Here is a 21,701-nt window from a genome sequence, read left to right as displayed (position 1 = left end):
TTACTTAATATGTTCTATTTTTTGGCAAATAAAGTTAAACTCAACCAGAAAATTAGGTAGATAAAATTTTCCTGGCTGAAATTTTTCAAAAATCCCAATAATCTAGGTCACATCTGCGGAATGTGGGTTTGAACAAGAAATAGATTTAAATAAATGTGTGGCTGATAGTAAATTATTGCCATCTGTTAATGGTTATGAGTATACACATTTACGTTGTTCTTGATTTTGTTATCAATATGTATTGAAATGTTGGGTTTCCTTACGTCAACCCAACCTACACAAAGTGTGTTATTTCATAAAATGTCAGGGTCAATATTCAATTCTCTGAGTTTGGCAGCTAAACGTTCTGCACGTTTGGTTGCTGCTTCTGTGAGTTGGGCTTGTTGTTCTGCACGTTGGGTTGCTTCTACTCCATATTCTTCTGGTGTTAGCATTAACTGTCCTTCTGGCAGAAAATAACGCAATTTACCGTCATGGACACCCAAATATAAATTTAGTTGCTGACTCCATAATAAACCTTGAGGATTGGGTTCTATGGGTTGATATGTTCCACCAAACAAGATAAAACCAGCAAATTCTAAATTTTGCGGATTAAACCAGAAATATTCAGGTGTGCGGAAAATATCTTGATAAATTTGTTTTTTTAACCCTTTATCAGTGGAAGCAGTGGAGGGAGAAAGCAATTCTATAATTAAGTTAGGATATTTACCATCTTCCTCCCAGACTACCCAACTATTGCGATCGCGGTTTTCTGTATCCAGCACTAGAAAAAAATCTGGTCCACGAAAATCTTTGGTTTTAATTTGCCGAGGACTATAATAAACAGTCATGTTCCCGCCAACAAAATAATTATTAATTTTATTTATATCTCGCCACCACCAATTGAGACATTGGATTAGTAGTAGCATTTGTTGTAGATGTAAAGATGATTCCAAGGGGGGTTCGTCACTTTCTAGATTACTGGGAGGAAATATTACATCTAAACCGGGTTCAATATTTTGGGTGACGGTCATAGCTGCAAGTTAGTGAGGGATCTATTTTTATGGTAACAGATACTCAAAAAAGTTGTCATCCTCATATTTTACTTACTGCCCATTATTGTGGAAAATTCAATTTCTCAGCCTCTCATTGTTAATGGTTACAAATATCAACATTTACGTTGTTCTTTTAATCCTGTTAATCCTTAAATCCTGGAAATCCTGATTCTGACAATTAAATTAAATCAGCGCGAGGTTTAAAAGTTTCTATTTCTCGCAATTTTTCATAAAGTTCCCGTTCTTGGGGAGTGATATTTTTGGGAGTTACTATCTGAATTTCTACTAATTGATCACCTCGTTGACCGTTTTCAACTGGGTAGCCTTTATTACCAAGTCGGAATCTTTGCCCAGACCTGACACCGGGGGGAATGGTCATTTTCACTGGTCCATCAAGGGTAGGTGCTTCGACTTGTCCACCTAATGTTGCTTCGCTGGGAGTTACAGGGACTTGACAGAAAATGTTAGCCCCTTCCAGCTTAAACAAAGGATGAGGATCAACGGTAATTTTTAAGTATAAATCACCACCACTAATTCCTTGATTTCGTAAGCGGATGGTTTGTCCTGTCACCATAGCCGGGGGCATAGTCACTTCGAGCGATCGCCCGTCCTCTAACCTGATCCTTTCATTCCCACCTTGATAAGCTTTTTCCAATGGTAAAGTTAATCTGGCTTCGATATCCCTGCGAGTGCTACGGGGTGGAGTATTGACAGTATAGGCAACTTTAGTTCTAGGAGTGCGAAAGGGGTCGCTAGTGGTGGTATTTCCTGGAGTATTTTTGGGTTCTTTGCGGTTGCTGACACCAATTACTTGATTGACAAAACTCTCAAAATCATTGAATTGGCTGGGGTCTACATCCTGGCTAGAACGCCCGTTAGCGCGGCTATCCCAACCTTTAGGCTTGGGAGTTTGTTTATTGCCAGCAAAGCCATTTTGTTGCCAATAGCGGCTAAATTGGTCATATTGCGATCGCCTGCTAGAATCAGAAAGGATTTCATAAGCCTCCCCAATGGTTTTAAATTTCTCCTCAGCTTCCTTATTCCCCGGATTCAGGTCAGGGTGATATTGTCTAGCTAACCGCCGATAAACCTTTTTAATTTCTTCGCTTGTGGCATCCTTAGAAACTCCTAAAATCTCGTAATAATCCCGAAAATTTTGCAAATTTTGCATATATTTAAATGTCAGTGGTCAGTGGTCAGTGGTCAGTGGTCAGTGGTGTTTCTACTTGTGACTGACCCTGCAAATCCAATATTGGGAAAGATATTAAATCCCAATTTAAAAATCTAAAATCGAATTATAACCAATCATCGTCATCATCCCAGTTATCCTGGTAGCTGGGGCGTTTGCTGCGGGTGGGACGACTTTCATAATTGGGAGAACGCCCTGTATTGCCATAATCTTTGTTAACACTGCGGCTAGATGAATCTCGTTGCCGATAATTACTTCTGTAAACATCCCTCTCCGGTTCTCTTTCTTTTTCACCCACGAAGATTTCCCGGATAGCGCCAAATAAATCCTCATCTTCATCCTCAGCATAATACTGACGGACTTCTCTATTCAGTTCATACAGAGCATCTTGTAAATCAGCATAAGCCTGATCAATCCCCCGATCTTCGTCAGCTTGTAAACTTTCCCGTAAATTCCGGCAAATATTATCAATGCGTTGACGACGGTTACGGGCAAATTGCATTCCCATTTCCAAGGCCACTTCTCGCAGTTGCCGTTCTGCTTGTAATATTAATGCTTCAGCACGGGTACGTTTTTCAACTCGTTCTTTCCGTTCTCTGTCAACATTAGCATATTTTTGGGCATCCTGAATCATCCGGTTAACTTCTGACTCACTCAAAGTCGAAGCGCCTTGAATAGTAATGCTTTGTTCTCTACCGGTAGTCCGATCTAGGGCTGTTACCTGGAGAATCCCATTAGCATCAATATCAAAGGATACCTGCACTTGGGGAATACCTCTGGGGGCTGGAGGAATACCATAGAGTTTAAACCGTCCCAAGGACTTGTTATCTGCGGCCATGTCCCTTTCGCCCTGAACCACATTAATTTCTACGCTGTTTTGGTTATTTTCCGAAGTAGAAAAAATATCAGAACGGCGGACTGGAATAGTTGTATTGCGAGGGATAAGTTTTTTCATTACACCACCGATGGTTTCTAAGCCCATAGATAGGGGTGTGACATCCAACAGGAGAACATCTTTAAGTTCACCAGCCAGAATACTGCCCTGAATAGCTGCACCCACCGCGACGACTTCATCAGGATTGACGTTTTCATTAGGTTCAATGCCAATTAAGTCTTGAACTAGCTGTTTCACCATAGGCATTCTGGTAGAACCACCAACGAGGACAACTTCTTCAATATCTACAGGAGAAAGTCCGGCATCTTTTAATGCCCGTTTGACTGGTGTTCTGATTCTACTCAATAAGTCTACACATAAACCTTCAAATTGCGATCGCGTCAGGCGAGTTTCCAGGTGTTTTGGACCATCCTCTGTGGCGGTAATGAAGGGTAAATTAATATCGGTGACACTGACGGCAGAAAGTTCAATCTTCGCCTTTTCTGCGGCTTCCATTAACCTTTGCAAAGCTTGGCGATCGCGTCTTAAGTCTACACCCTCTGCTTCTAAAAACTGTTCCGCCAACCAATCAACTACTTTTCTGTCAAAATCATTGCCACCAAGTTGAGTATCTCCACTAGTAGCTTTAACCTCAAATACGCCGTCACCTACTTCCAGCAAGGACACATCAAAAGTTCCCCCACCTAAATCAAACACGAGAATAGTTTCTGTGTAACCTCGATCTAATCCGTAAGCCAAAGATGCTGCTGTGGGTTCATTGAGAATCCGTAACACATCCAAACCCGCAATTCTGCCCGCGTCACGGGTAGCTTGGCGTTGGGAATCATTAAAATAAGCCGGAACAGTAATGACAGCCCCGGTAACAGGTTCACCCAAATAACGACTAGCATCATCAGCTAATTTTTTCAGCACCATAGCTGAAATTTCTTCTGGAGAAAATTCCTTATTCAGCCGAGGACAGGCAACTTTAATATTGCCAACTTCATCTTTACGGATAGTGTAAGGTACGCGCTTAGAATCTGGGTTTAATTCGCCATACTTGCGCCCAATGAAGCGTTTCACAGCAAAAAAGGTATTTTGGGGATTGAGGACAGTTTGCCGCCTCGCCATTTGTCCTACAACCCTTTCACCCTCTTTACTAAAGCCAACTACGGAGGGGGTTGTTCGCATTCCTTCTGCATTGGCAATCACCACCGGCTTGCCACCCTCCATGACGGCGACTACTGAGTTGGTTGTCCCCAAGTCGATGCCAACTACCTTGCCCATGCGTTACTCGTCTCCTGTTGCGTGTTTTATAAATTTATTATGATATGATAAGGCTGATTTTGGCTTAGTGCTAAATTAGGTCAATAATAAAACAGAATTATAATAATAGCATTTGCAAGGATGCTTCGCGCCAACAGGCAAAGGAAGAAAACACAGGTTACGCATATCTAATTAAGCATCATAGTAATACCATATATTTAAAAATTTTTTTTACTAACTAACTAATTACTCGTTAATGGAACTTCTTATAATGTGACAAGCATTCCTGGATCTTTTACATCGAACCAAACGGCTCTCCAAAGTACTCCTTGGTGGGGCAATGGAACGCTTGCTAAGCAGCTCGCTACTGCGGGGTTTAATGCCTCGCCTAAATTTCAAACTGCTTTTGCCTATCAAAAAGGGGTTTTTAGTGTACCTACGTTATTAGCCTTTTATTCCTCGTCTGATTTCCCCAACGACCCGCAGTATACTGATATTAATGCTGTAGGCTCCTACGCTGCTGTGGCCACCCCCGTCCCTTTTGACTTCGACGGAGGTACCATTCCCGCAGTAGTCGGCGCTTTCGTCTTGGCCGCAAGATGGAAAGCTAGAAGAAGCATAGCATCAAAAACCCGCACTGCCAACCCTGATGTAGCGGTTCGCTAGGATAAATTTTTCCACATCCTCGTTGGCAGTGCGGTTTTGGATACCTGGCACTCCACCAAAAACGGCAGGAACAATTGTTGGGGTGACGCTTTGTGTTTAGGACTGACCTTGGGCGTACTGCTATTGTTGATGCCTAAACTCGTCAAAAACCGACTCCCCCAACTACATTTTTCTTGTTTCTTTTTTGGTGGTTTATATCGCTGGCAAAAGCCTTTGTATCGTTTGGCACAGTCATGCTAAGTTGTAGTTAAGTAATACCTGTATTTTAGCTTTGAAAATTTCGATTATTAGTCTTAATGGAAGATTACCGCAGATTCTCGAAAAAAGTCGATTGCGATCGCCGCATCTGTTGTATAAAGGTTATTATAGGCGATCTGAAGGTCAGTGTAGTGATCGGCTCTTATCTTAATGGACATAGTAACTAATGCTATAACTACTATATATCCCATTCTCACATCACTAAAGATATGGAAGAACTTTTGACATTAAGGGAATTACTACTTAAAGGTGATATGACTGGAGCTTTGGCAATTGTTGACGAATTAGAAGAAATGAGCAGAGACGATAAAATCAACAACATTCGTAGCTATGCAGTAATTCTGCTTATGCATCTAATCAAGCAAAAAGCAGAAAATCGCACTACGAAATCGTGGGAGCTATCAATTCGCAACTCTATACGCGGTATCCAAACCAAAAACCAGCGACGTAAAGCTGGCGGAACATACCTCAATACCGATGAATTAAGCCTAGCAATTTCTGAAGCTTATACAGAAGCAGTTGATCGCGCCTCCTTAGAGGTTGAAGAAGGACGCTATGAACCCCATGAGTTAGCCAAACTAGTCAACCGTCAAGAGATATGCGATCGCGCCATGATTTTAATCTCTACAAATCTAGAAATTTAAACTGGGTGTTAAGGATTCTAATGGGAGCTTAGGCGATTCAGAAGGTCAGCGTAGCGATCGCCAATACTACAAATAATACATACAATATATTTAAACATTGGCAATAAATTCTTCTACTGTTAACCCAGCAGTTCGTATCAGACCGTGTAAAGTCCCTTTTGCCACCTCATGATGATCAGGAACAGACAAAGTTACCATTTCACCTTCTTTGACCAAAATTATATGACTTGCACTTTGGCGTGCAAATCGCCAGCCCAGCTTTTCAAAGGTACGAACTAAGTAGGTGAACACAATAAAACCAAACTGTGTAAAGAAACGTAAAATCGCTGAAAACTTCTTTACTATTGCCTCTTGCCTCTTGCCTTGCTATAACGACAATTTTCAACGTCAACCTACTTACTTCTTGTCCACTCAGACCAGGTAGTTTTGATGCCATAACTATACTAAGACTTCTACTTGTTTAGTTTCAATAGTCAATGGCAAGCCAATCTCTGCCCTAACCTGCAAGCAAGCAAAAATTGCATCTTGAATATTCTCTAAAGCCTCTTCTTTTGTCGCTCCCTGACTAATGCAACCAGGAATACTAGGACATTCAATCATCCAGACACCATCTTCATCTCGATCAATGGTAACATTGAATTTCATACTAAGTTGTAGTTAAGTAATACCTGTATTTTAGCTTTTAAAATTTCGATTATTAGTCTTAATGAAAGATTACCGCAAATTCTCGGAAAAAGTCAATTGCGATCGCTTTAACTAATAGACATCTCCCGTAAAGATTGTAGAGACGTTCCATGGAACGTCTCTACAGTGACTTGAGGTCACGCATATTTAATTTTTGGAGATGTCTAATAATTATAGGTGATACCTGCTGAGTAACAAACAGATAAGCTGTTACGCAGCTAAATTTGATAACCATAATTTACTTGAACTTTGTAGTGCGGGCATCTTGCCCGCTAGAATTATACAAACTAAATGCACAACAGCTTACCACTCTCATAACCTTTCTCTTTCTCAGTCGTGGTTTATTTCACAAACTACCATAAACGGGAATGACTGCACCACGGACATCCTTGGCTGCTTCTGAGGCTAAAAAGCAGATAACTTGGGCGATAGATTCGGGTTTTACCCATTTATCGGCGTTTTCTGCACCCATAGCGGCTCTATTACTAGGAGTATCAATGATACTGGGGAGAATGGTATTAGCAGTAATATTAGTATTTTTGGTTTCATGAGCGATCGCTTTTGTTAAGGCTATCACCCCAGCTTTTGCCGCAGAATAAGCAGCCAAATTTGCCGCAGGTTCAGCACCAGCGCGAGAACCTACAGTCACAATGCGTCCATAGCCATTTTCCAGCATACTTGCAAGGCTATGTTTACAAGTCAAAAAAGTTGTATTTAAGTTTAAATCTATTTGCTGTTTCCAATCATCAAAACTGTATTTGTGAGTTTTTCCCATAGAAAAACCACCAACCAAATGAATTAACACATCCACTTTTGTCATGCGGCTGACCAGTTTCTCTACTGATGCTTCATCTTCCAAATTAGCAGGAATAAAATGAATTCTTGCAAAATCCGCCGGGGAAATAATTCCTTTGAGCCGTTCTACATCTTGAGGATTACGATAAGGAATAGTTACATCTGCACCTTGGGCGATAACTGCGGGTGTGACACCTAAACCGAGTCCCCCTGTGCCACCTGTAAGTAAAACTTGTTTGCCTTTCATTATTAAAGATGCACTCCTTGGATATTCTTTATTCGGCGTTGCTGATAGCCTGCGTGGCGTATCCCTGCGGGAGCCGGAGGCATTAGCCATATTGAGGTATGAAATTCCCAAATTGAACCTTTAAAACTCAAACCTCAGTGCGTCTACTCTTCGAGATCACGAAGCGTGATTGCGCCTTTGCGTGAGACTAAAATTCATACCCTTAATCAGCAACGCCCTTTATTCAAGATAGCGTGGATTTTCCAGAATCAATTTCGTGATTTTGTTTCGCGCAATCTCTCTTAGATATCCCGCAGATGTAGGCACAAAGGGGCAAAAGAAGAAACACACAGTGCTGTCATAGAGACGTGGGATTTGGCATCTCTAATTAGGGCTTGCTACACAAACAAAGTCCGCACTTCGACAAGCTCAGTGACCGCCTGCGCGGACTAAGGAAAAATCAAGAATTGAAACCCACGCAGGTGGGTTTTGCCTGTGTAGACGCGGTTTCTAACCGCCCGTTTAACGTTAACTTGACACCTATAATCACTGCTAAAGCCCTACCTTCACAGACAACTTTTTCAGCAAACCTTAATTAAACATCTCCGAGAATTAAATGTGCGTGACTTTAAACCCTTGTAGAGACGTTCCATGGAACGTCTCTACAATATTTTTCGGAGATGTCTATTGAAGACAGTAACTAAGTAGGTTGGCGTTGAAAATTGTCGTTATGGCAAGGCAAAAGGCAATCATGCAAGAGTGAAGAGGGTTTAGGCGATTTTACTTTTCTTTACACAGATTGGTTTTATTGTGTTCACCTACTTATGTTAAAGGTTCAAATAAGAGGTTGCAGATGTTGTACTAATTGTGGTGCTTGCACAACACCTTCAATTCTATCTACAGGCTGTCCTTGCTTAAATAGTACCAAGGTTGGTAAAGCCGCAATCCCGTATCGGCTGGCTAATTCTGTATACTTTTCTGTATCAATCTTGACAATCCGCAAACGGTTTTTCAATTGACTGTTGACTTGTTCTAAAATTGGCACCATCATTTGACAAGGACCACACCAGTCAGCATAAAAGTCTACCAATACGGGTACATCTGAACCAGATAGCATTTCTTCAAAGCTGTTGAATTCTTTTTTAATGGTCATAACACACCAGTTTTTAATTAATTGTTTGTTTTAATGTTAGTTCTTAGAATCTGTAATTTGTATATGTTTATATTTTTTATAGATCCCCTTTTGAGATCCCCGACTTCTTAAAGAAGTCGGGGATCTGAGTATTAGTGCTTACATTGTCAAAGACTGAGGATTGGTTTCAATCAATTTTGCTAAGTCTTGCAAGAATCCGGCGGCATCAGCACCATAAATGATACGATGATCACAGGTAACAGTTACTTGCATTTGTTGACGGACACCAAATAGGCCGTCGGCTGTGGCTACTACTTGGGGACGTGATGCGCCAATGGCTAAGATAGAACCTTGTCCAGGCGGTAAAATGGCATCAAAGGTATCTACACCAAACATTCCCAAGTTGGAGAGGGTGAAAGTACCGCTGTTGTATTCTGCTGGTTGTAGCTGTTTGGCTCTAGCGCGTTCTACTAAGGATTTCCAGTTGCGAGATAAAGAGTAGATGTCAACTGTATCTGCATTTTGCAAAACGGGTGTGATTAAACCACCATCATCCATGGCTACGGCGACGGAAACGTTAATATTAGGATGATTGACAATTCCTTGGTCTGAGTAGCTGGCATTGAGGATGGGGTGTTTTTGCAATGTCACGGCTACAGCTTTGGCTAGTAGCGCGGTCATTGTTACGCCTTTAGACTTAATTTGTTTGTAAAGTTTATCGAGTCCATCGGTGCTAATTGTGTAACTAACACGGAATACAGGTACGGATAGACTGGCTACCATACCCCGAACTACGGCATTTTGTAAGGTAGTGAATGGTACTATTTGACCGGGAACAGCACTACTAACTACTGGTGCTGCTGTTGGTGCGGCTACAGGCGCAGGTGCAGGTGTTGGTGCGGCTACTGGTACTGATGCTGGTACTGGGGCGGCAGTGACAACAGGGGTAGTAATTGGCTGAACTTTACCAGTTGCAACTTCTACATCCTCAGCGACAATGCGACCGTAGGGACCGCTACCTGTGAGGGTATTTAAATCTACTTTGAGTTCTTTGGCTAGTTTACGGGCGCGGGGTGAAACTACGACTCTGCCCGGTTGATGGTTAGAACCATTTTGAGATGGGGTGACAGGGGCGGCAACTGCGGCGACTGCAACTGGTATGGGGACAGGTGTGGAGGAGGCAGCAGCGCCATCTGCATTGGCTAGGGACTTGGCTGTGGCTATTTCTGCTTCTGTTTCGGCGATATAAGCGATCGCTGCGCCGACTGGTGCGGTTTCACCGGCAGGAACAATAATATGGGCGAGATATCCTTCATAGAAGGTTTCTACATCCATATCAGCTTTATCTGATTCGACAACCACCACCGTTTCGCCTTTCTCTACTTTATCTCCCGGCGATTTGACCCAGGAGACAATTTTGCCTTCGGTCATGGTGGAACTCAGCGCCGGCATAAATACTTCGTTAATGCTCATGATATGGTGGTTTCAGAATCAATAATATATGGACTTCAATCTACGAATTTTAACAGTTTTGTGATCAAGTGGGTGATTTTTTGGAAAAATTCAGATTAATGAGAACTATCTGTTTTTTTGCCCAAAACACAACCGCCTACTTTATTGTCAGCGGTTTTGGGGAATTGAATGAATTTTTGTAAGAAGATAGTTCTTCCTTGTCGGTTTCATGATAACAAATCCAAAATCATTTGTCAACCCCCTAATACTCTATTTTGGCGTTTGTATGGGAGTAAATCTTTTTGTCTAAGTAGGTGAACACAATAAAACCAAACTGTGTAAAGAAACGTAAAATCTCCCAAACTCTCTTCACTCTTGCCTCTTCACTCTTGCCTCTTCACTCTTGCCTCTTCACTCTTGCCTCTTCACTCTTCACTCTTGCCTCTTCACTCTTGCCTCTTCACTCTTCACTTTTGCCTCTTCACTTTTGCCTCTTCACTTTTGCCTCTTCACTTTTGCCTCTTCACTTTTGCCTCTTCACTCTTGCCTCTTGCCTCTTGCCTCTTGCCTCTTGCCTCTTGCCTCTTGCCTCTTGCCTCTTGCCTCTTGCCTCTTGCCTCTTGCCATAACGACAATTTTCAACGCCAACCTACTTAGTTTTTCAACTTCGGGAAATTACCCTGCCAATAAGACAATAAAGCCTGCCAAACAGCCTCCAATTCAGCCTCACTACCATCAGCTTTGGACAAGGAGAGTTGCCCCCAGACACAGCGTTTGTCACGGAGAGTCTGTTTACCGTTGAAGAGATTCAACCATTGAGAGGGATTTAGATAAGGACGATAAAAATAGGCAATGAATTGACTCACTGTCGCCGTACTTTTTCCCATGGAATTAATGCAGGCTGTCAAATAGTTTTTTCCTCCAGAGGAGAACTGTAAATGATAACCTTTAGGGTTAATCTTTTCCAGAGGCTCTATCAGCTTAGGTAAATCTGGCAAAAAAGCCAACGACTTGTAGTAAGATTGAATATTGCCTAAACTAGAACTAGAGGGGATGTAGTAAAAATTGACAGTTAAATCCTGCCCGGTTTTTCGGTAATGATAAATTTGTCCTGATAGGATATCCTCCCTAAGATCGGCTTCCATCTGATAAGCTTCCATATCTCTAGTCTGTTGTGGGAGATTTTGCTCCTTTTGCGGTATAGAAACAGGTTCACTAGCCGTTAATTGCCAACCGGGGAGAGGTATTTGGTGGGGAAAACTATAGGTAGCAATTTGACCCAACTTCGCGCTGTAATAAAACCAAAAATTAAATAAAATGATGATCAAACTAATAGTTACAATTACATTTGAATATGACACTGGCTGGGATTTGCGAGAGGTGACGTTTGACGGTGATAATGGAATTTGATTATTGGGTGATAGTAACAAAATTATCGCTCCAAAACATAGGAACGAAAGTACAGCAAAGATATTACCACCTTCATCTCCATGCCAATAATGAAATGCAGGTTTATCTGTCACCACCAATGCCATAATTATTAATCGGCCAATGGAAAAAACCCCACTAATAAGGAACGAAAGGATAAAAGGCAAATAAATATTTTTCAGTAAAAAGGGAAAAAGAATGACTAGCGTGATGGAAACTCTTAATAGCATGAGCAGGAGTGATATCCCAGTACATCCATCATATATATCAATCGCGCCACCATTAACATAAACTATAGTCCCCTGATTCACGGAATCAAATCCCAAGTACCATAAAACAAAAGAGGTTATTTTCGCAGAGATAAGTGTAACAGGAAACCGACTCAACAATGCCGACAATAATCTAATAAAGATAAATATGAAAGTGGGAAAGATGACAATAATTGCTAATTCTTTCTGGAATTGTTTAATTCCTGGAAATCCTGATGCTAATAAGGCTAAACCAGTAGCACTAATCAGGGCAATAAAATACCAGGAAACCCAGATTGCTTCAACTAAAAAACCCGCCTTGATGTAAGGAATAATAACTAGGCAAAAACCAATGAAATTATCAGGAAACTTGCTGACAAAAGCAATGTGATTGCGTCTATCGTAAATGTTAAATAAAATACTTGCATATAGCAACAGCAGGTATGACCAGTTTTGAACATCTTTGTCAACTAGCGAGTAGAGTGTTAAGTTAATTGCAGAAATCAACCCAAAGATGAATAGGAGTAGGAAAGTATGATCAAGTTTAACTTTCCTGAATCTTCCCATTTTACGTTTAATTGCTAACATTATCTGTAACATTCTAAAAGGCCTGACCTATTTTGAACCAAACAAACACAAAGGTAAAACTAAGAATAAAGAGAGCAATAATTGTTCTATAACTATTTTTCCATATACTCTTAGATTGCTGTTCCTTGGCTTGGTCAGTTGCTTCGGAAATTCTTCTTTTGGCAATGATTAAGTTTCGTTTAATTGAATCTTTGATCTGAGGATCTGGTAAATTTAATTCCTTTGGACTCAGGTTGATATTCTTACCAATAAGCTTAAGTTGTGCTGTAGTAACTCCAGAATTGAGACTCGTTTCTATTTGAGCTATTTGTTCAATATTGCTCTTTTGCTGTTCGATAATCTGATTATTTACTGATTTTAATAAACGTCCTGTATTTACAAAAACCAGGGGAATTGCCAGGAAAAATGCGACTCCCATCAATAGGATTATCCAGCGAATAATTTTTTGAAAAATAATTTCTGGAAAGCGGATGTCATATTGATTTTCACTAAAATAACGAGTAAAAATAAACCCCAAACCAATCAAAAAAACCCAACTGTGTTCAGTGAATGCTCTAATGAAATTAAGTTGACTTTCAAAGTTTTGCAGTTGAAACTGGGAAGCAACATAGATAAAGTCTATGAATGACATAATCACAAGAGCATAACCGATGATTGGTAATAGACCAGTCAGATCACTACTCTTAAATGAGATTCCTATTAATTTAACCCGACGGAAAAATTTGATAAAATTCCTGACTAAAGAGAAAAAGAAGAAATTAATGCTTTTTCTAATGTTCTTCATGTTCATGATGTTTGTTTACGGTATATAGCGGTATGCACTTGAGTGAAATAGAGTCAGTAAATTATAAACTCTGTAGTAGCGTAGGTGATACGCCCTAAATTGTATTAGAAATTAAAGATAACCGTTATAGCGGTATCGGTAGGCTGATGTAACTTTGTTGAAAAATAGTCGAAAACTTGATAGTAAGATAGGACTTATGCACTGTACAAACTTACGATCATATTAATGAACGAAATTGCATCGTTTTCGGCTTTGAGAATAACTTATTGAGTAGGGTGCGTCAGATAGAGGAAATCTGTTTTTTACCAAATTATTGGGTCTGACGAACTTATTGAGTAGGGTGCGTCAGATAGAGGAAATCTGTTTTTTACCAAATTATTGGGTCTGACGCACCCTACAAGAGATAAAATCTACATTACATATTTAGAAACCTTTGTCAATGCGTAAGCCCTATAAGATTAATTAGCAGGAACAAAGCCAAACTATCCAATTGATTATAACCTGGTTAGTGTATCAAAAATTTCGGTTTTTAGCTATTATTAGTAATATTTATCTTTTAGAGATTCAATATAGTCATTTATTTATCAAACAAGCGATCGCTTCCCCTGCTTCAAGAAATATCCCCGACTTCTCCAAGAAGTCGAGGATTAAGTTGTTTAGATATCTCCGCGAATTTCTTCAACAATGCCATCACGCAGGACAACTTCCACCTGCATTTTACTAATCAAATTATCACCCAGTTCGATGCGGAAAAAGCTTTCCATTTGAAATTGGTTGACTTCTTGATCTAATTCCAACAATTGTACTTGCTGGAGGTTTTGCAGCATTTGGTTTTTCTGCTCTAGGAGTTCACTTTTCTTTTGATTAACTTGCAGTTGAATATTGTCAATTTGTTGGAGTGTTTGGGGTCCTGGTGGTTGAACACTTTGCTTTTGAATGGCGCTAATTGCTCTTTGTCCTTCAACGTCTAGTTGTTGTAGTTGTTGGTCAACTTGATTAATCTGAGCTTGGAGTTGCTGATGTACTTCCTCTTTCCAGAGACTAGTAACTATGGCTTTGACATTAATTGGGCGTTTTAAAAGCAATTGAGGGTTGGAGACATCCATAAAATTTGTACGTTCACTCTTAAATAGTTTGTAGTGTTGTGAGGAGTCAGTAGGGGCGGGGTTTCCCCGCCCAATGAGTGGTTTCCCCGCCCAATGAGTGGTTTCCCCGCCCAATGAGTGGTTTCCGCGCCCAATGAGTGGTTTCCGCGCCCAATGAGTGGTTTCCGCGCCCAATGAGTGGTTTCCGCGCCCAATGAGTGGTTTCCGCGCCCAAGATTTAGGGGGAAATTAGGAAATTATTTAGCAAACATCTTGTCAATAATATCGCAATATCGTTCCATGACAACGTGACGACGGATTTTCAGAGTTTGTGTCATGAGTCCATTTTCAATTGAGAATTGTTCCTCAATGAGTTTAAATGCTCCAATACGATCATCGGCTCGATAGCTGGGACGGTTTTGGACTTCCCGATTTAATTCTTGACGAAACAAATCCTGGACTGTTCTACTCTCTAAGTCAATCGTTTCGGTATGATTTTGAGATTGGTTCCATGCGGCTAAGGCTTCTAGGTTAGGAACAATCAGAGCGCCAATGCTACGTTGATCTTGTCCTACTAACATAATTTGGTCAATGTAGGGCGATCGCAAACAAGCATCTTCTATGGGCTGAGGTTCAATATTTTCCCCGTTGGTTAAAACAATGGTATCTTTTGCTCTCCCTGTTAATACTAGGTCATTTTCAGGTGTCACCCAACCCAAATCACCACTGTCAAACCAACCTTCTCCATCTATAACTTTTTTTGTAGCTTCGGGATTTTGATAATAGCCCTGCATGATTTGTGGCCCCTTGAGCAGCACTAAACCCCGTTCTCCCACTGGTACAGGTTTACGAGTCTCAGGATTGACAATTTTTACTTGCGTACCCGGAATTGGTTGCCCCGAAGAACCCCGTAAATTTCGCCAAGGACGACGAGCATTAGTTACTGGTGAGGTTTCTGTTAAACCATAACCTTGTAAAATTTCCACACCAACAATTTCAAAAAAGTTATCTATATATGCAGGTAGCGCCCCACCACCACTAATAACGTGCTTAATTTTTCCACCTGTGGCTTCTCGCACTTTAGTATAAACTAATTTTTCACCTAGTATATGGAGTGGTAACAAAGCTAATTCTACTATTTTGGATTGGGAACGTTTCATAACTGAAGTATGAAGGTGATTTAAACTCAATCCCTGGGAAATACGTCGTGCTTCCACATATTTCTGGCTCATATCTAGTAAAAATTTGACCAATCTTTGTTTGTTGGCTGGTTGTTCGCGGAATTGTTTTTGCACTCCTTCATAAATTGATTCCCATAAACGAGGAACAGCAATCATATAATTGGGTTTAAATTTCTTTAAATCATTTTTAACAGAACGCAAATTAGTGTAAATTTGGGTACAGCCTTGAGAAAGGAGAAAATACTCACCACTGCGTTCATAACTATGCCATGTGGGCAAAATACTCAGAACGATATCTCCTTTCTCTGGTTGTACTACTGTTCCCAAGTTTCTAACTTGGTGCAGTAAATTTTTGTGAGATAGCATCACACCTTTGGGTTTTCCCGTAGTTCCAGAGGTATAAATTAGGGTTGCTAATGTGTCGCTGCTGTGTTGAGCTATTAGTAAGGTATGGTCGCTACCAATGTCTAATAATTGGGAAAAGTTGACCACTTGAAAATTAAGTTCTGTGGGTGGTGTTTCATCGGAAAGCAGAACTACAAGTTTAATCGGTAATTCATTAAGTCCTGACCCTAATTTATTGAGAGTTTTGATATCCTCAACTACCAAAGCTGTGCTACCACTATGGGAAATAATATAAAGTAATTCTTCTTTGTCTGCTTGGGCGCTACGGACTGCATTTACCGCTCCAGCAGTCATAATACCTTGATCGGCAATAAACCAGCGAGGACTATTATCAGCAATCAGGGAAACCCGTTCACCATAGGGAAGAGTTTCACTGTTGTTTCTATTAATACCTAAAGTCTGTAAACCAGCCGCAAATCTTTGAATTTGATCTAACAACTGACTATAGGTAATTTTTACTTCTGGTTTAGAGTGAGGATTATGTAGAGCAATGATATTACCGAATTTTCTGGCTGCTAAAGTCCAAATTTCCGGTAATGACTGAATATTTGTGTAATCTACTAAACTCTGTAATGCCAGATTTTCTTGTACAGAAATGTTGTTGAGGAAAGAAGTTGCAGATTGTTTTTTGGTCATAAATACTACTGTTAAATTCAATTAATAACGCTATTTAATATTTAGTTTACACATTAATTGATCACAATTACTGAATTATTATCGTTCCATCTACAAAAATCTATGCTAAACTGATTTTATATAAACTAAATACTATGGTTAGGTCTTATTATATTTCTATATATTTTAAGACTAACCGCAAGACTAACCGCAAGACCAACCGAATGTTCCTATGTAATTTCGTCGGGGAGTAATTCCCTATAGGTTTGATGGATGTATTACTGCTCACCGTCATCAATGCTGGAGCTTGTTTAGTTTTACCCAAGCTGCTGTCTATAATTTTGGTTCGTAAACCTCAAAAATCTCAACCTCTTTCCATTGTCTCTGATTACCAACCTGGGAAAATGGGAATCACTAGTTTTCCCTATTGTACAGCCTACACATTAACTGGTAGTGAATTTTGTAAATTTAGTCCGCGTTTCTGTAATCAATGTTCTCCTAATTAAGGAGGGAATTAGCGCGTACTCTCTGCATTGGGGCGTATTCCCTGTATTCCCTACATTTGGGCGCAGGCCCTGCGCCCCTACTGAATTTCTATTTAATTTACTTATGTAATATCAAAGATATTTAAACATTCAAAGTTGCTCAAATGTAGTGTTTATCAGGCAAAATAAAGATGTTTCGATCATCAGTAGCTATAAAAAGGAGTTATTTATGAATTTAATGGATGGTATATTTTTAACACTATTAAATGCGGCTATTTGTTTGGTTTTACCTAAGCTGCTATCTTTGGCTTTATCGGCTAAAAACTAAAAGTCAATATCATCTTTAGGAGATTTCTGTTTTTCCCGTCGCCATTTTGCTCTAACTAAACGAATTTCATCAAAACTGTAGCTTTCACCTAAATTTTCCCGAATAGGCGTGAGTGAAATATCACCAACAACTTCTAAGATATTCCATATTTTCTTTTGGCGTTCTAGGGGGACTAATTTACTCAAGTCTAAAGATTGTTTCTTCTCAATTAAATCTGAGAGATGACGGATAATTGTCGTGGGGCGAATATTGCGTTTTTGGGCGATTTCTTCAATACTCAATCCTTGGTTATATAACTCTAATGTAGTTAATTCTGTACCAGATGGTGAGTGAGAATAAGGTGAGGAACTAACTCGATTAATAGTTTTTTCTGGCAAACCTTGTTGTTGGCAATAAGTCTGAATTTCTGCTAAGAACCTTTCGCCATACTGAGATAATTTATGGCTACCAACGCCGGAGAGATTGCCAAATTCATCTAAGGTTTTGGGTTGGCTTTGTGCCATTAATTTTAAGGTAGAATCATGGAAGATAACGTAGGGTGGTACGGCTTGTTCGTCTGCGAGTTGTTTACGAAGCGATCGCAATTTTTGCATGAGAACTTCCACATCTGCGGATTTGCCACTTCCCTCTTCCCAAGTCATCTTTTTGACTGTAGGAACAGCAATGGAAACTGGGCGTTGTTTTCGCATGACTTCCCAGCTTAAAGCATTGAGTTTTAAAACTGAATAACCATCAGCCGTTTGTTCTATTAATCCTTGATGTAATAAGGATCTACATAACATTCGCCATTCATCTACTGTTTTATCTTTGCCAATTCCATAGGTAGAAAGTTGATCATGTTTATTAACAATAATTCTCTGATTTTTTCCACCTCGCAAAACATCAATAATATGCAGCATTCCAAATCTTTCTTTACACCTAGCCACACAAGATAAAAATTTCATGGCTTCAATTGTCCAATCTTGAACAGGTTTGGGATAAAGACAATTATCACAATTTCCGCAATTGCCGGGAAATCTTTCCCCAAAATAACTTAATTGAATTGTGCGTCTACAATCTGTCCCTTCCGCATAATCAATTACCTGTCTTAGTTGCTGTTTAGCTATTAATTGTTCTTGAGGATCGGTTTTTTGATTAATACTCCATTCTATAGTTTTAATATCACCATAATTGAAAAATAACGTACATTTAGAAGGTTCACTATCTCTGCCCGCTCGTCCTGATTCTTGATAATAACTCTCCAAATTTCGGGGTAAATCGGAATGCACCACAAACCGCACATCAGGTTTATTAATCCCCATCCCAAAGGCAACAGTAGCTACCATGACTCGCACATCATCCCGAATAAACCGAGTTTGATTCTTTGATCTTTCCTCATCACTTAAACCAGCATGATAAGGCAAAACAGAAATCTTATCATTTTGGAGTTTTAACGTCAGTTCATCAACTTTTTTACGAGTCAAACAATAAATAATACCTGAACCTTCATTTTCTCTAACTATTTCTAATAATTCGGCGTAAGCGCGGTTACTTTTAGGACGGACTTCATAATAAAGATTTTGGCGGTTAAAACTAGCAATATGAATACTGGGTTGTTTTAATCCTAATTGTTCAATAATATCAGCCCTAACTCTATCTGTGGCAGTAGCAGTCAGCGCAACTGTAGGAACATCAGGATAACGTTTGCGGAGTAATCTTAATTGCCGATATTCTGGACGGAAATCATGCCCCCATTCTGAGACACAATGGGCTTCATCAATGGCAAAGGTGGAAATCCCCACTTTTTCCTTAACTACGTCTAAAAGGGGGAGAAATCGGTCACTAACAAGGCGTTCTGGGGCGACATAAAGTAATTTTATTTTACCATTCATGATCGCTTCTTCTCGGGAGCGAACTTTATAGGCGTTGAGACTACTATTGAGAAATGTGGCAGAAATATTATTAGTTCGCAGTGCTTCTACTTGATCTTGCATTAAAGCAATTAATGGTGACACTACTACAGTTAAACCGGGTTTCAAAAGTGCGGGTAATTGAAAGCACAGAGATTTCCCCCCACCTGTGGGCATGACTACCATTAAATCACGATTTTCTAACGCATCCTCGATAATTTGCCGTTGTCCAGGGCGAAATTGATCATAACCAAAGTGATGTTTTAAGGCTTTTTCTAGGTGGGGGTACTGAAGCATGGTAGATGGCTGTTGCGTGTCTGAGTTGTGATGAATATATTAGAATTTTAACGCACGTTGGGGAATTGGCAGAGGGATAGTAGTTATAATTATAGGAGGGGCTATTTCATCGAAATCAGTCTCATGGGTAGGCTTAGTACAGCTTTAAGTATGAGTATAAACACACAATTTCAAGCTAGGGTAAACAACGGTAAAATTGAAATTCCCGTTGAGTATCAAGAACAAATATGCAGCGCCGAAATAGTACAAATCATAATTTTGCAACCTGCACCAACAAAGAAACACTTTCCACTAACGGGTATTATCGCCCAGTTAACAGCAAATCCCATGCAAATATCAGGGTTCAATCCACTCACCAGAGAGGAAGCAAATGAGCGCTGGTGAAATGGTCTCATCGTTGCTAGTGCAGTTTTAGGAGAAGCAAGTATTCTTTACTCGGAAGATATGCAAAATGGCTTAATTATTGAAAATACTTTACAAATTGTGAATCCGTTTTTGGAGGTAATTGAACTTTAATTTAATCAAGAATGATGCCAAGCTTGATAAAATTCTGGATAGGGCATATTTTGGGCGCAATTCCAAATCAGATCATAGTCTTCACTATCTAGTTTATAGCGACGTAAAGCTTGCACCACCAAGAATATATCTTTATTGCTGGTGACTATCTTTCCTAAGCTTTTAGCGGCTAGTTTATGGGTGTACTCATTCTGTGATTTATCCAGAAGTTGCACTAATGCGGCAATGGCTTTTTCATTATTTATACCTATATTGCCTAAACTTTCTAGTGCATAGACAATAATTCCATCATTTTCTGATGTATTTATAAGTTGTAATAAAGTGGAGATAGCTTTTTCGTTACCAGGATCTATATTTCCTAAGCTTTCGGCTACTTGCACAAGGATGTACTCATTCTCTGATGTATCTAAAAGTTGCCCTAAAGCAGAAATAGCTTTTACATCACCTTTGCCTATTTCTCCTAATGTATAAAGTGCTTGACTAATCGCTTCTTCATCCTCTGATATATCTAGACTTTGGATTAAGTCGGCAATGGCTTTTTTGTGATCAGTCTCTATTTGATATGGGGTCGTAGCTGCTTGGAGAATAACGGCTTTTTCGTGGTTATTGTCTATTTTTCCTAATCTATTTGTATATTTATTGCCCGATTTATCTAGTAATTGTACTAGAGTAGAAACAGCTTTTTCATTGCCAATGCCTATTTTACCTAAGCTTTCAGCTACTTGCCAATAAATAGCATCATTTTTTGCTGTATCTAAAATTTGCAATAAGGCGGAAATAGCTTGTTCATTACCATAGCCTATTTCTCCTAAGCTTTCAGTCGCTTGCTTACGGATATCATTATTATCTGATGTATTTATAATTTCTATTAAGGCAGAAATAGCTTGTTTATTACCAATGCCTACTTTTCCTAAGCTTTTAACTACTCGTCTACAAATGTCTTTATCCTGTGACGTATTCAATAGTTGTATTAAAGCGATAATGGCTTTTTCACTACCAGATCCGATTGTTTCTAAGCTGGTAATGGCGAGAGAAAGGGTAAAATTTTGTTGTAATGTGTTAATTGATTGGACTAAAGTATCTATAGCTTTGGTTCTGTCGGTTTCTTGAAGTCCTACAGTGACTTGCTGTTCAATGCTATTGAAACGATAATAATCTAATTTCCAATTTACCAGTTGTTGAACTATGTTATCAGCTTTTGCCGATTCTGGGAATTGAGCGATCGCTGCTGCTGCTAAAAAATAGGCGCGATAACCATAAAAACCCTTACCCTGATATGGTACACAGCCATCTTCAAAATTGACCAAAGCTTGAATAAATGCCTCTTTTGACTCTTGGGGTACATCTTTGCGTCCAAACCAGGATAATATTGCTGGTTGCCATTGGGGGTCAAAAATGCGGTATGCTTGATTGTCTATGGGTTGATTTTTATGGTTTTTGGGTAAGAAGACATCCCAATCATCAGTCGCCGTTGTGGTAAAATCCTCTGGTTTCATAAATTTACTATATATAATCAATAAAAGTTATTTCGATATTTACAGGGTGGTATTTTGAAAAAAATTACTATAATTTAGTGTATCACGTTAATAAATTATCATTTTCAATGTAACAATATGAATTGTTAACTTTTTT

17 protein-coding genes are annotated in these 21,701 nt (G+C 39.6%); 3 read left to right on the top strand and 14 right to left on the bottom strand.

Annotated features, from left to right (window positions below; all coding sequences use genetic code 11):
• Window positions 1–293: 293 nt before the first annotated feature.
• From IQ226_RS06310 to dnaK, 3 genes are all read right to left on the bottom strand, one after another.
• Window positions 294–1,013, bottom strand: a complete 720-nt coding sequence (locus IQ226_RS06310; protein ID WP_193893430.1) for a Uma2 family endonuclease — start codon at window positions 1,011–1,013, stop codon at window positions 294–296.
• Between the two features lie 199 nt (window positions 1,014–1,212).
• The gene (locus tag IQ226_RS06305) at window positions 1,213–2,205 is read right to left on the bottom strand and encodes a DnaJ C-terminal domain-containing protein (RefSeq protein ID WP_193893426.1); all 993 of its coding nucleotides are present in this window, start codon (window positions 2,203–2,205) and stop codon (window positions 1,213–1,215) included.
• Window positions 2,206–2,329: 124 nt separating this feature from the next.
• Window positions 2,330–4,384: a molecular chaperone DnaK gene (gene dnaK / locus IQ226_RS06300; protein ID WP_193893423.1), complete on the bottom strand. Its 2,055-nt coding sequence runs from the start codon at window positions 4,382–4,384 to the stop codon at window positions 2,330–2,332.
• A gap of 1,112 nt (window positions 4,385–5,496) precedes the next feature.
• Between dnaK and IQ226_RS06295 the strand changes: the two genes are divergently transcribed.
• A complete protein-coding gene (locus IQ226_RS06295; RefSeq protein ID WP_027403751.1) occupies window positions 5,497–5,931 on the top strand; it encodes a DUF29 family protein in 435 nt (144 codons plus the stop codon).
• Between the two features lie 90 nt (window positions 5,932–6,021).
• On the opposite strand, the gene IQ226_RS06290 is transcribed toward IQ226_RS06295, so the two are convergent.
• The 9 genes from IQ226_RS06290 to IQ226_RS06250 form a co-directional block, all read right to left on the bottom strand.
• On the bottom strand, window positions 6,022–6,222 hold the full coding sequence (locus tag IQ226_RS06290; protein WP_370567089.1) for a type II toxin-antitoxin system HicA family toxin: 201 nt from the start codon (window positions 6,220–6,222) through the stop codon (window positions 6,022–6,024).
• Window positions 6,223–6,369: 147 nt separating this feature from the next.
• Window positions 6,370–6,576 (bottom strand): type II toxin-antitoxin system HicB family antitoxin, encoded by a 207-nt coding sequence (locus IQ226_RS06285; RefSeq protein WP_039201429.1) that lies wholly within the window; start codon window positions 6,574–6,576, stop codon window positions 6,370–6,372.
• A 385-nt stretch (window positions 6,577–6,961) separates the two neighbouring features.
• A complete protein-coding gene (gene fabG / locus IQ226_RS06280; RefSeq protein WP_193893420.1) occupies window positions 6,962–7,657 on the bottom strand; it encodes a 3-oxoacyl-ACP reductase FabG in 696 nt (231 codons plus the stop codon).
• Between the two features lie 814 nt (window positions 7,658–8,471).
• Window positions 8,472–8,789, bottom strand: a complete 318-nt coding sequence (gene trxA, locus IQ226_RS06275; RefSeq protein ID WP_027403754.1) for a thioredoxin — start codon at window positions 8,787–8,789, stop codon at window positions 8,472–8,474.
• A gap of 138 nt (window positions 8,790–8,927) precedes the next feature.
• Complete coding sequence (locus tag IQ226_RS06270) at window positions 8,928–10,241, bottom strand: dihydrolipoamide acetyltransferase family protein (protein ID WP_193893417.1); 1,314 nt, start codon at window positions 10,239–10,241, stop codon at window positions 8,928–8,930.
• Between the two features lie 632 nt (window positions 10,242–10,873).
• The gene (locus IQ226_RS06265) at window positions 10,874–12,496 is read right to left on the bottom strand and encodes an archaeosortase/exosortase family protein (RefSeq protein WP_193893415.1); all 1,623 of its coding nucleotides are present in this window, start codon (window positions 12,494–12,496) and stop codon (window positions 10,874–10,876) included.
• 1 nt (window position 12,497) lies between these two features.
• On the bottom strand, window positions 12,498–13,274 hold the full coding sequence (locus IQ226_RS06260) for an HpsJ family protein (protein ID WP_193893413.1): 777 nt from the start codon (window positions 13,272–13,274) through the stop codon (window positions 12,498–12,500).
• 650 nt (window positions 13,275–13,924) lie between these two features.
• A complete protein-coding gene (locus IQ226_RS06255) occupies window positions 13,925–14,374 on the bottom strand; it encodes a YlqD family protein (protein ID WP_193893411.1) in 450 nt (149 codons plus the stop codon).
• Between the two features lie 236 nt (window positions 14,375–14,610).
• Window positions 14,611–16,575, bottom strand: coding sequence for a long-chain fatty acid--CoA ligase (locus IQ226_RS06250; RefSeq protein ID WP_193893409.1), 1,965 nt, complete (start codon window positions 16,573–16,575; stop codon window positions 14,611–14,613).
• 248 nt (window positions 16,576–16,823) lie between these two features.
• Here IQ226_RS06250 and IQ226_RS06245 point away from each other — a divergent pair, with 248 nt between their 5' ends.
• Window positions 16,824–17,060 carry a hypothetical protein gene (locus tag IQ226_RS06245; protein ID WP_193893407.1) on the top strand — a complete coding sequence of 79 codons (237 nt, stop codon included), beginning with the start codon at window positions 16,824–16,826 and terminating at the stop codon, window positions 17,058–17,060.
• 303 nt (window positions 17,061–17,363) lie between these two features.
• Here the strand turns inward: IQ226_RS06245 and recQ are convergent, their stop codons facing one another.
• A complete protein-coding gene (gene recQ / locus IQ226_RS06240) occupies window positions 17,364–19,553 on the bottom strand; it encodes a DNA helicase RecQ (RefSeq protein ID WP_193893405.1) in 2,190 nt (729 codons plus the stop codon).
• Window positions 19,554–19,676: 123 nt separating this feature from the next.
• Here recQ and IQ226_RS06235 point away from each other — a divergent pair, with 123 nt between their 5' ends.
• The gene (locus IQ226_RS06235) at window positions 19,677–19,937 is read left to right on the top strand and encodes a hypothetical protein (protein WP_228039279.1); all 261 of its coding nucleotides are present in this window, start codon (window positions 19,677–19,679) and stop codon (window positions 19,935–19,937) included.
• 137 nt (window positions 19,938–20,074) lie between these two features.
• On the opposite strand, the gene IQ226_RS06230 is transcribed toward IQ226_RS06235, so the two are convergent.
• On the bottom strand, window positions 20,075–21,565 hold the full coding sequence (locus IQ226_RS06230; protein WP_193893403.1) for a HEAT repeat domain-containing protein: 1,491 nt from the start codon (window positions 21,563–21,565) through the stop codon (window positions 20,075–20,077).
• Window positions 21,566–21,701: the final 136 nt, after the last annotated feature.

Origin of the sequence: Dolichospermum sp. LEGE 00240 (assembly GCF_015207875.1) — a bacterium.
In the GTDB taxonomy this organism is placed as follows: domain Bacteria; phylum Cyanobacteriota; class Cyanobacteriia; order Cyanobacteriales; family Nostocaceae; genus Dolichospermum; species Dolichospermum gracile.
Note: the sequence above shows the minus strand (reverse complement) of the source record. Positions and strands in the feature narration are given on the sequence as shown.

Bases quoted from the DNA above. Each gene is read 5' to 3' on its own strand.
- IQ226_RS06250 (WP_193893409.1), bottom strand. From the start codon at position 16,575: ATGACCAAAAAACAATCTGCAACTTCTTTCCTCAACAACATTTCTGTA.
- trxA (WP_027403754.1), bottom strand. From the start codon at position 8,789: ATGACCATTAAAAAAGAATTCAACAGCTTTGAAGAAATGCTATCTGGT.
- IQ226_RS06295 (WP_027403751.1), top strand. From the start codon at position 5,497: ATGGAAGAACTTTTGACATTAAGGGAATTACTACTTAAAGGTGATATG.
- dnaK (WP_193893423.1), bottom strand. From the start codon at position 4,384: ATGGGCAAGGTAGTTGGCATCGACTTGGGGACAACCAACTCAGTAGTC.
- fabG (WP_193893420.1), bottom strand. From the start codon at position 7,657: ATGAAAGGCAAACAAGTTTTACTTACAGGTGGCACAGGGGGACTCGGT.
- IQ226_RS06235 (WP_228039279.1), top strand. From the start codon at position 19,677: ATGGGTAGGCTTAGTACAGCTTTAAGTATGAGTATAAACACACAATTT.
- IQ226_RS06260 (WP_193893413.1), bottom strand. From the start codon at position 13,274: ATGAACATGAAGAACATTAGAAAAAGCATTAATTTCTTCTTTTTCTCT.
- IQ226_RS06265 (WP_193893415.1), bottom strand. From the start codon at position 12,496: ATGTTACAGATAATGTTAGCAATTAAACGTAAAATGGGAAGATTCAGG.
- recQ (WP_193893405.1), bottom strand. From the start codon at position 19,553: ATGCTTCAGTACCCCCACCTAGAAAAAGCCTTAAAACATCACTTTGGT.
- IQ226_RS06270 (WP_193893417.1), bottom strand. From the start codon at position 10,241: ATGAGCATTAACGAAGTATTTATGCCGGCGCTGAGTTCCACCATGACC.
- IQ226_RS06285 (WP_039201429.1), bottom strand. From the start codon at position 6,576: ATGAAATTCAATGTTACCATTGATCGAGATGAAGATGGTGTCTGGATG.
- IQ226_RS06255 (WP_193893411.1), bottom strand. From the start codon at position 14,374: ATGGATGTCTCCAACCCTCAATTGCTTTTAAAACGCCCAATTAATGTC.
- IQ226_RS06310 (WP_193893430.1), bottom strand. From the start codon at position 1,013: ATGACCGTCACCCAAAATATTGAACCCGGTTTAGATGTAATATTTCCT.
- IQ226_RS06230 (WP_193893403.1), bottom strand. From the start codon at position 21,565: ATGAAACCAGAGGATTTTACCACAACGGCGACTGATGATTGGGATGTC.
- IQ226_RS06245 (WP_193893407.1), top strand. From the start codon at position 16,824: ATGGATGTATTACTGCTCACCGTCATCAATGCTGGAGCTTGTTTAGTT.
- IQ226_RS06305 (WP_193893426.1), bottom strand. From the start codon at position 2,205: ATGCAAAATTTGCAAAATTTTCGGGATTATTACGAGATTTTAGGAGTT.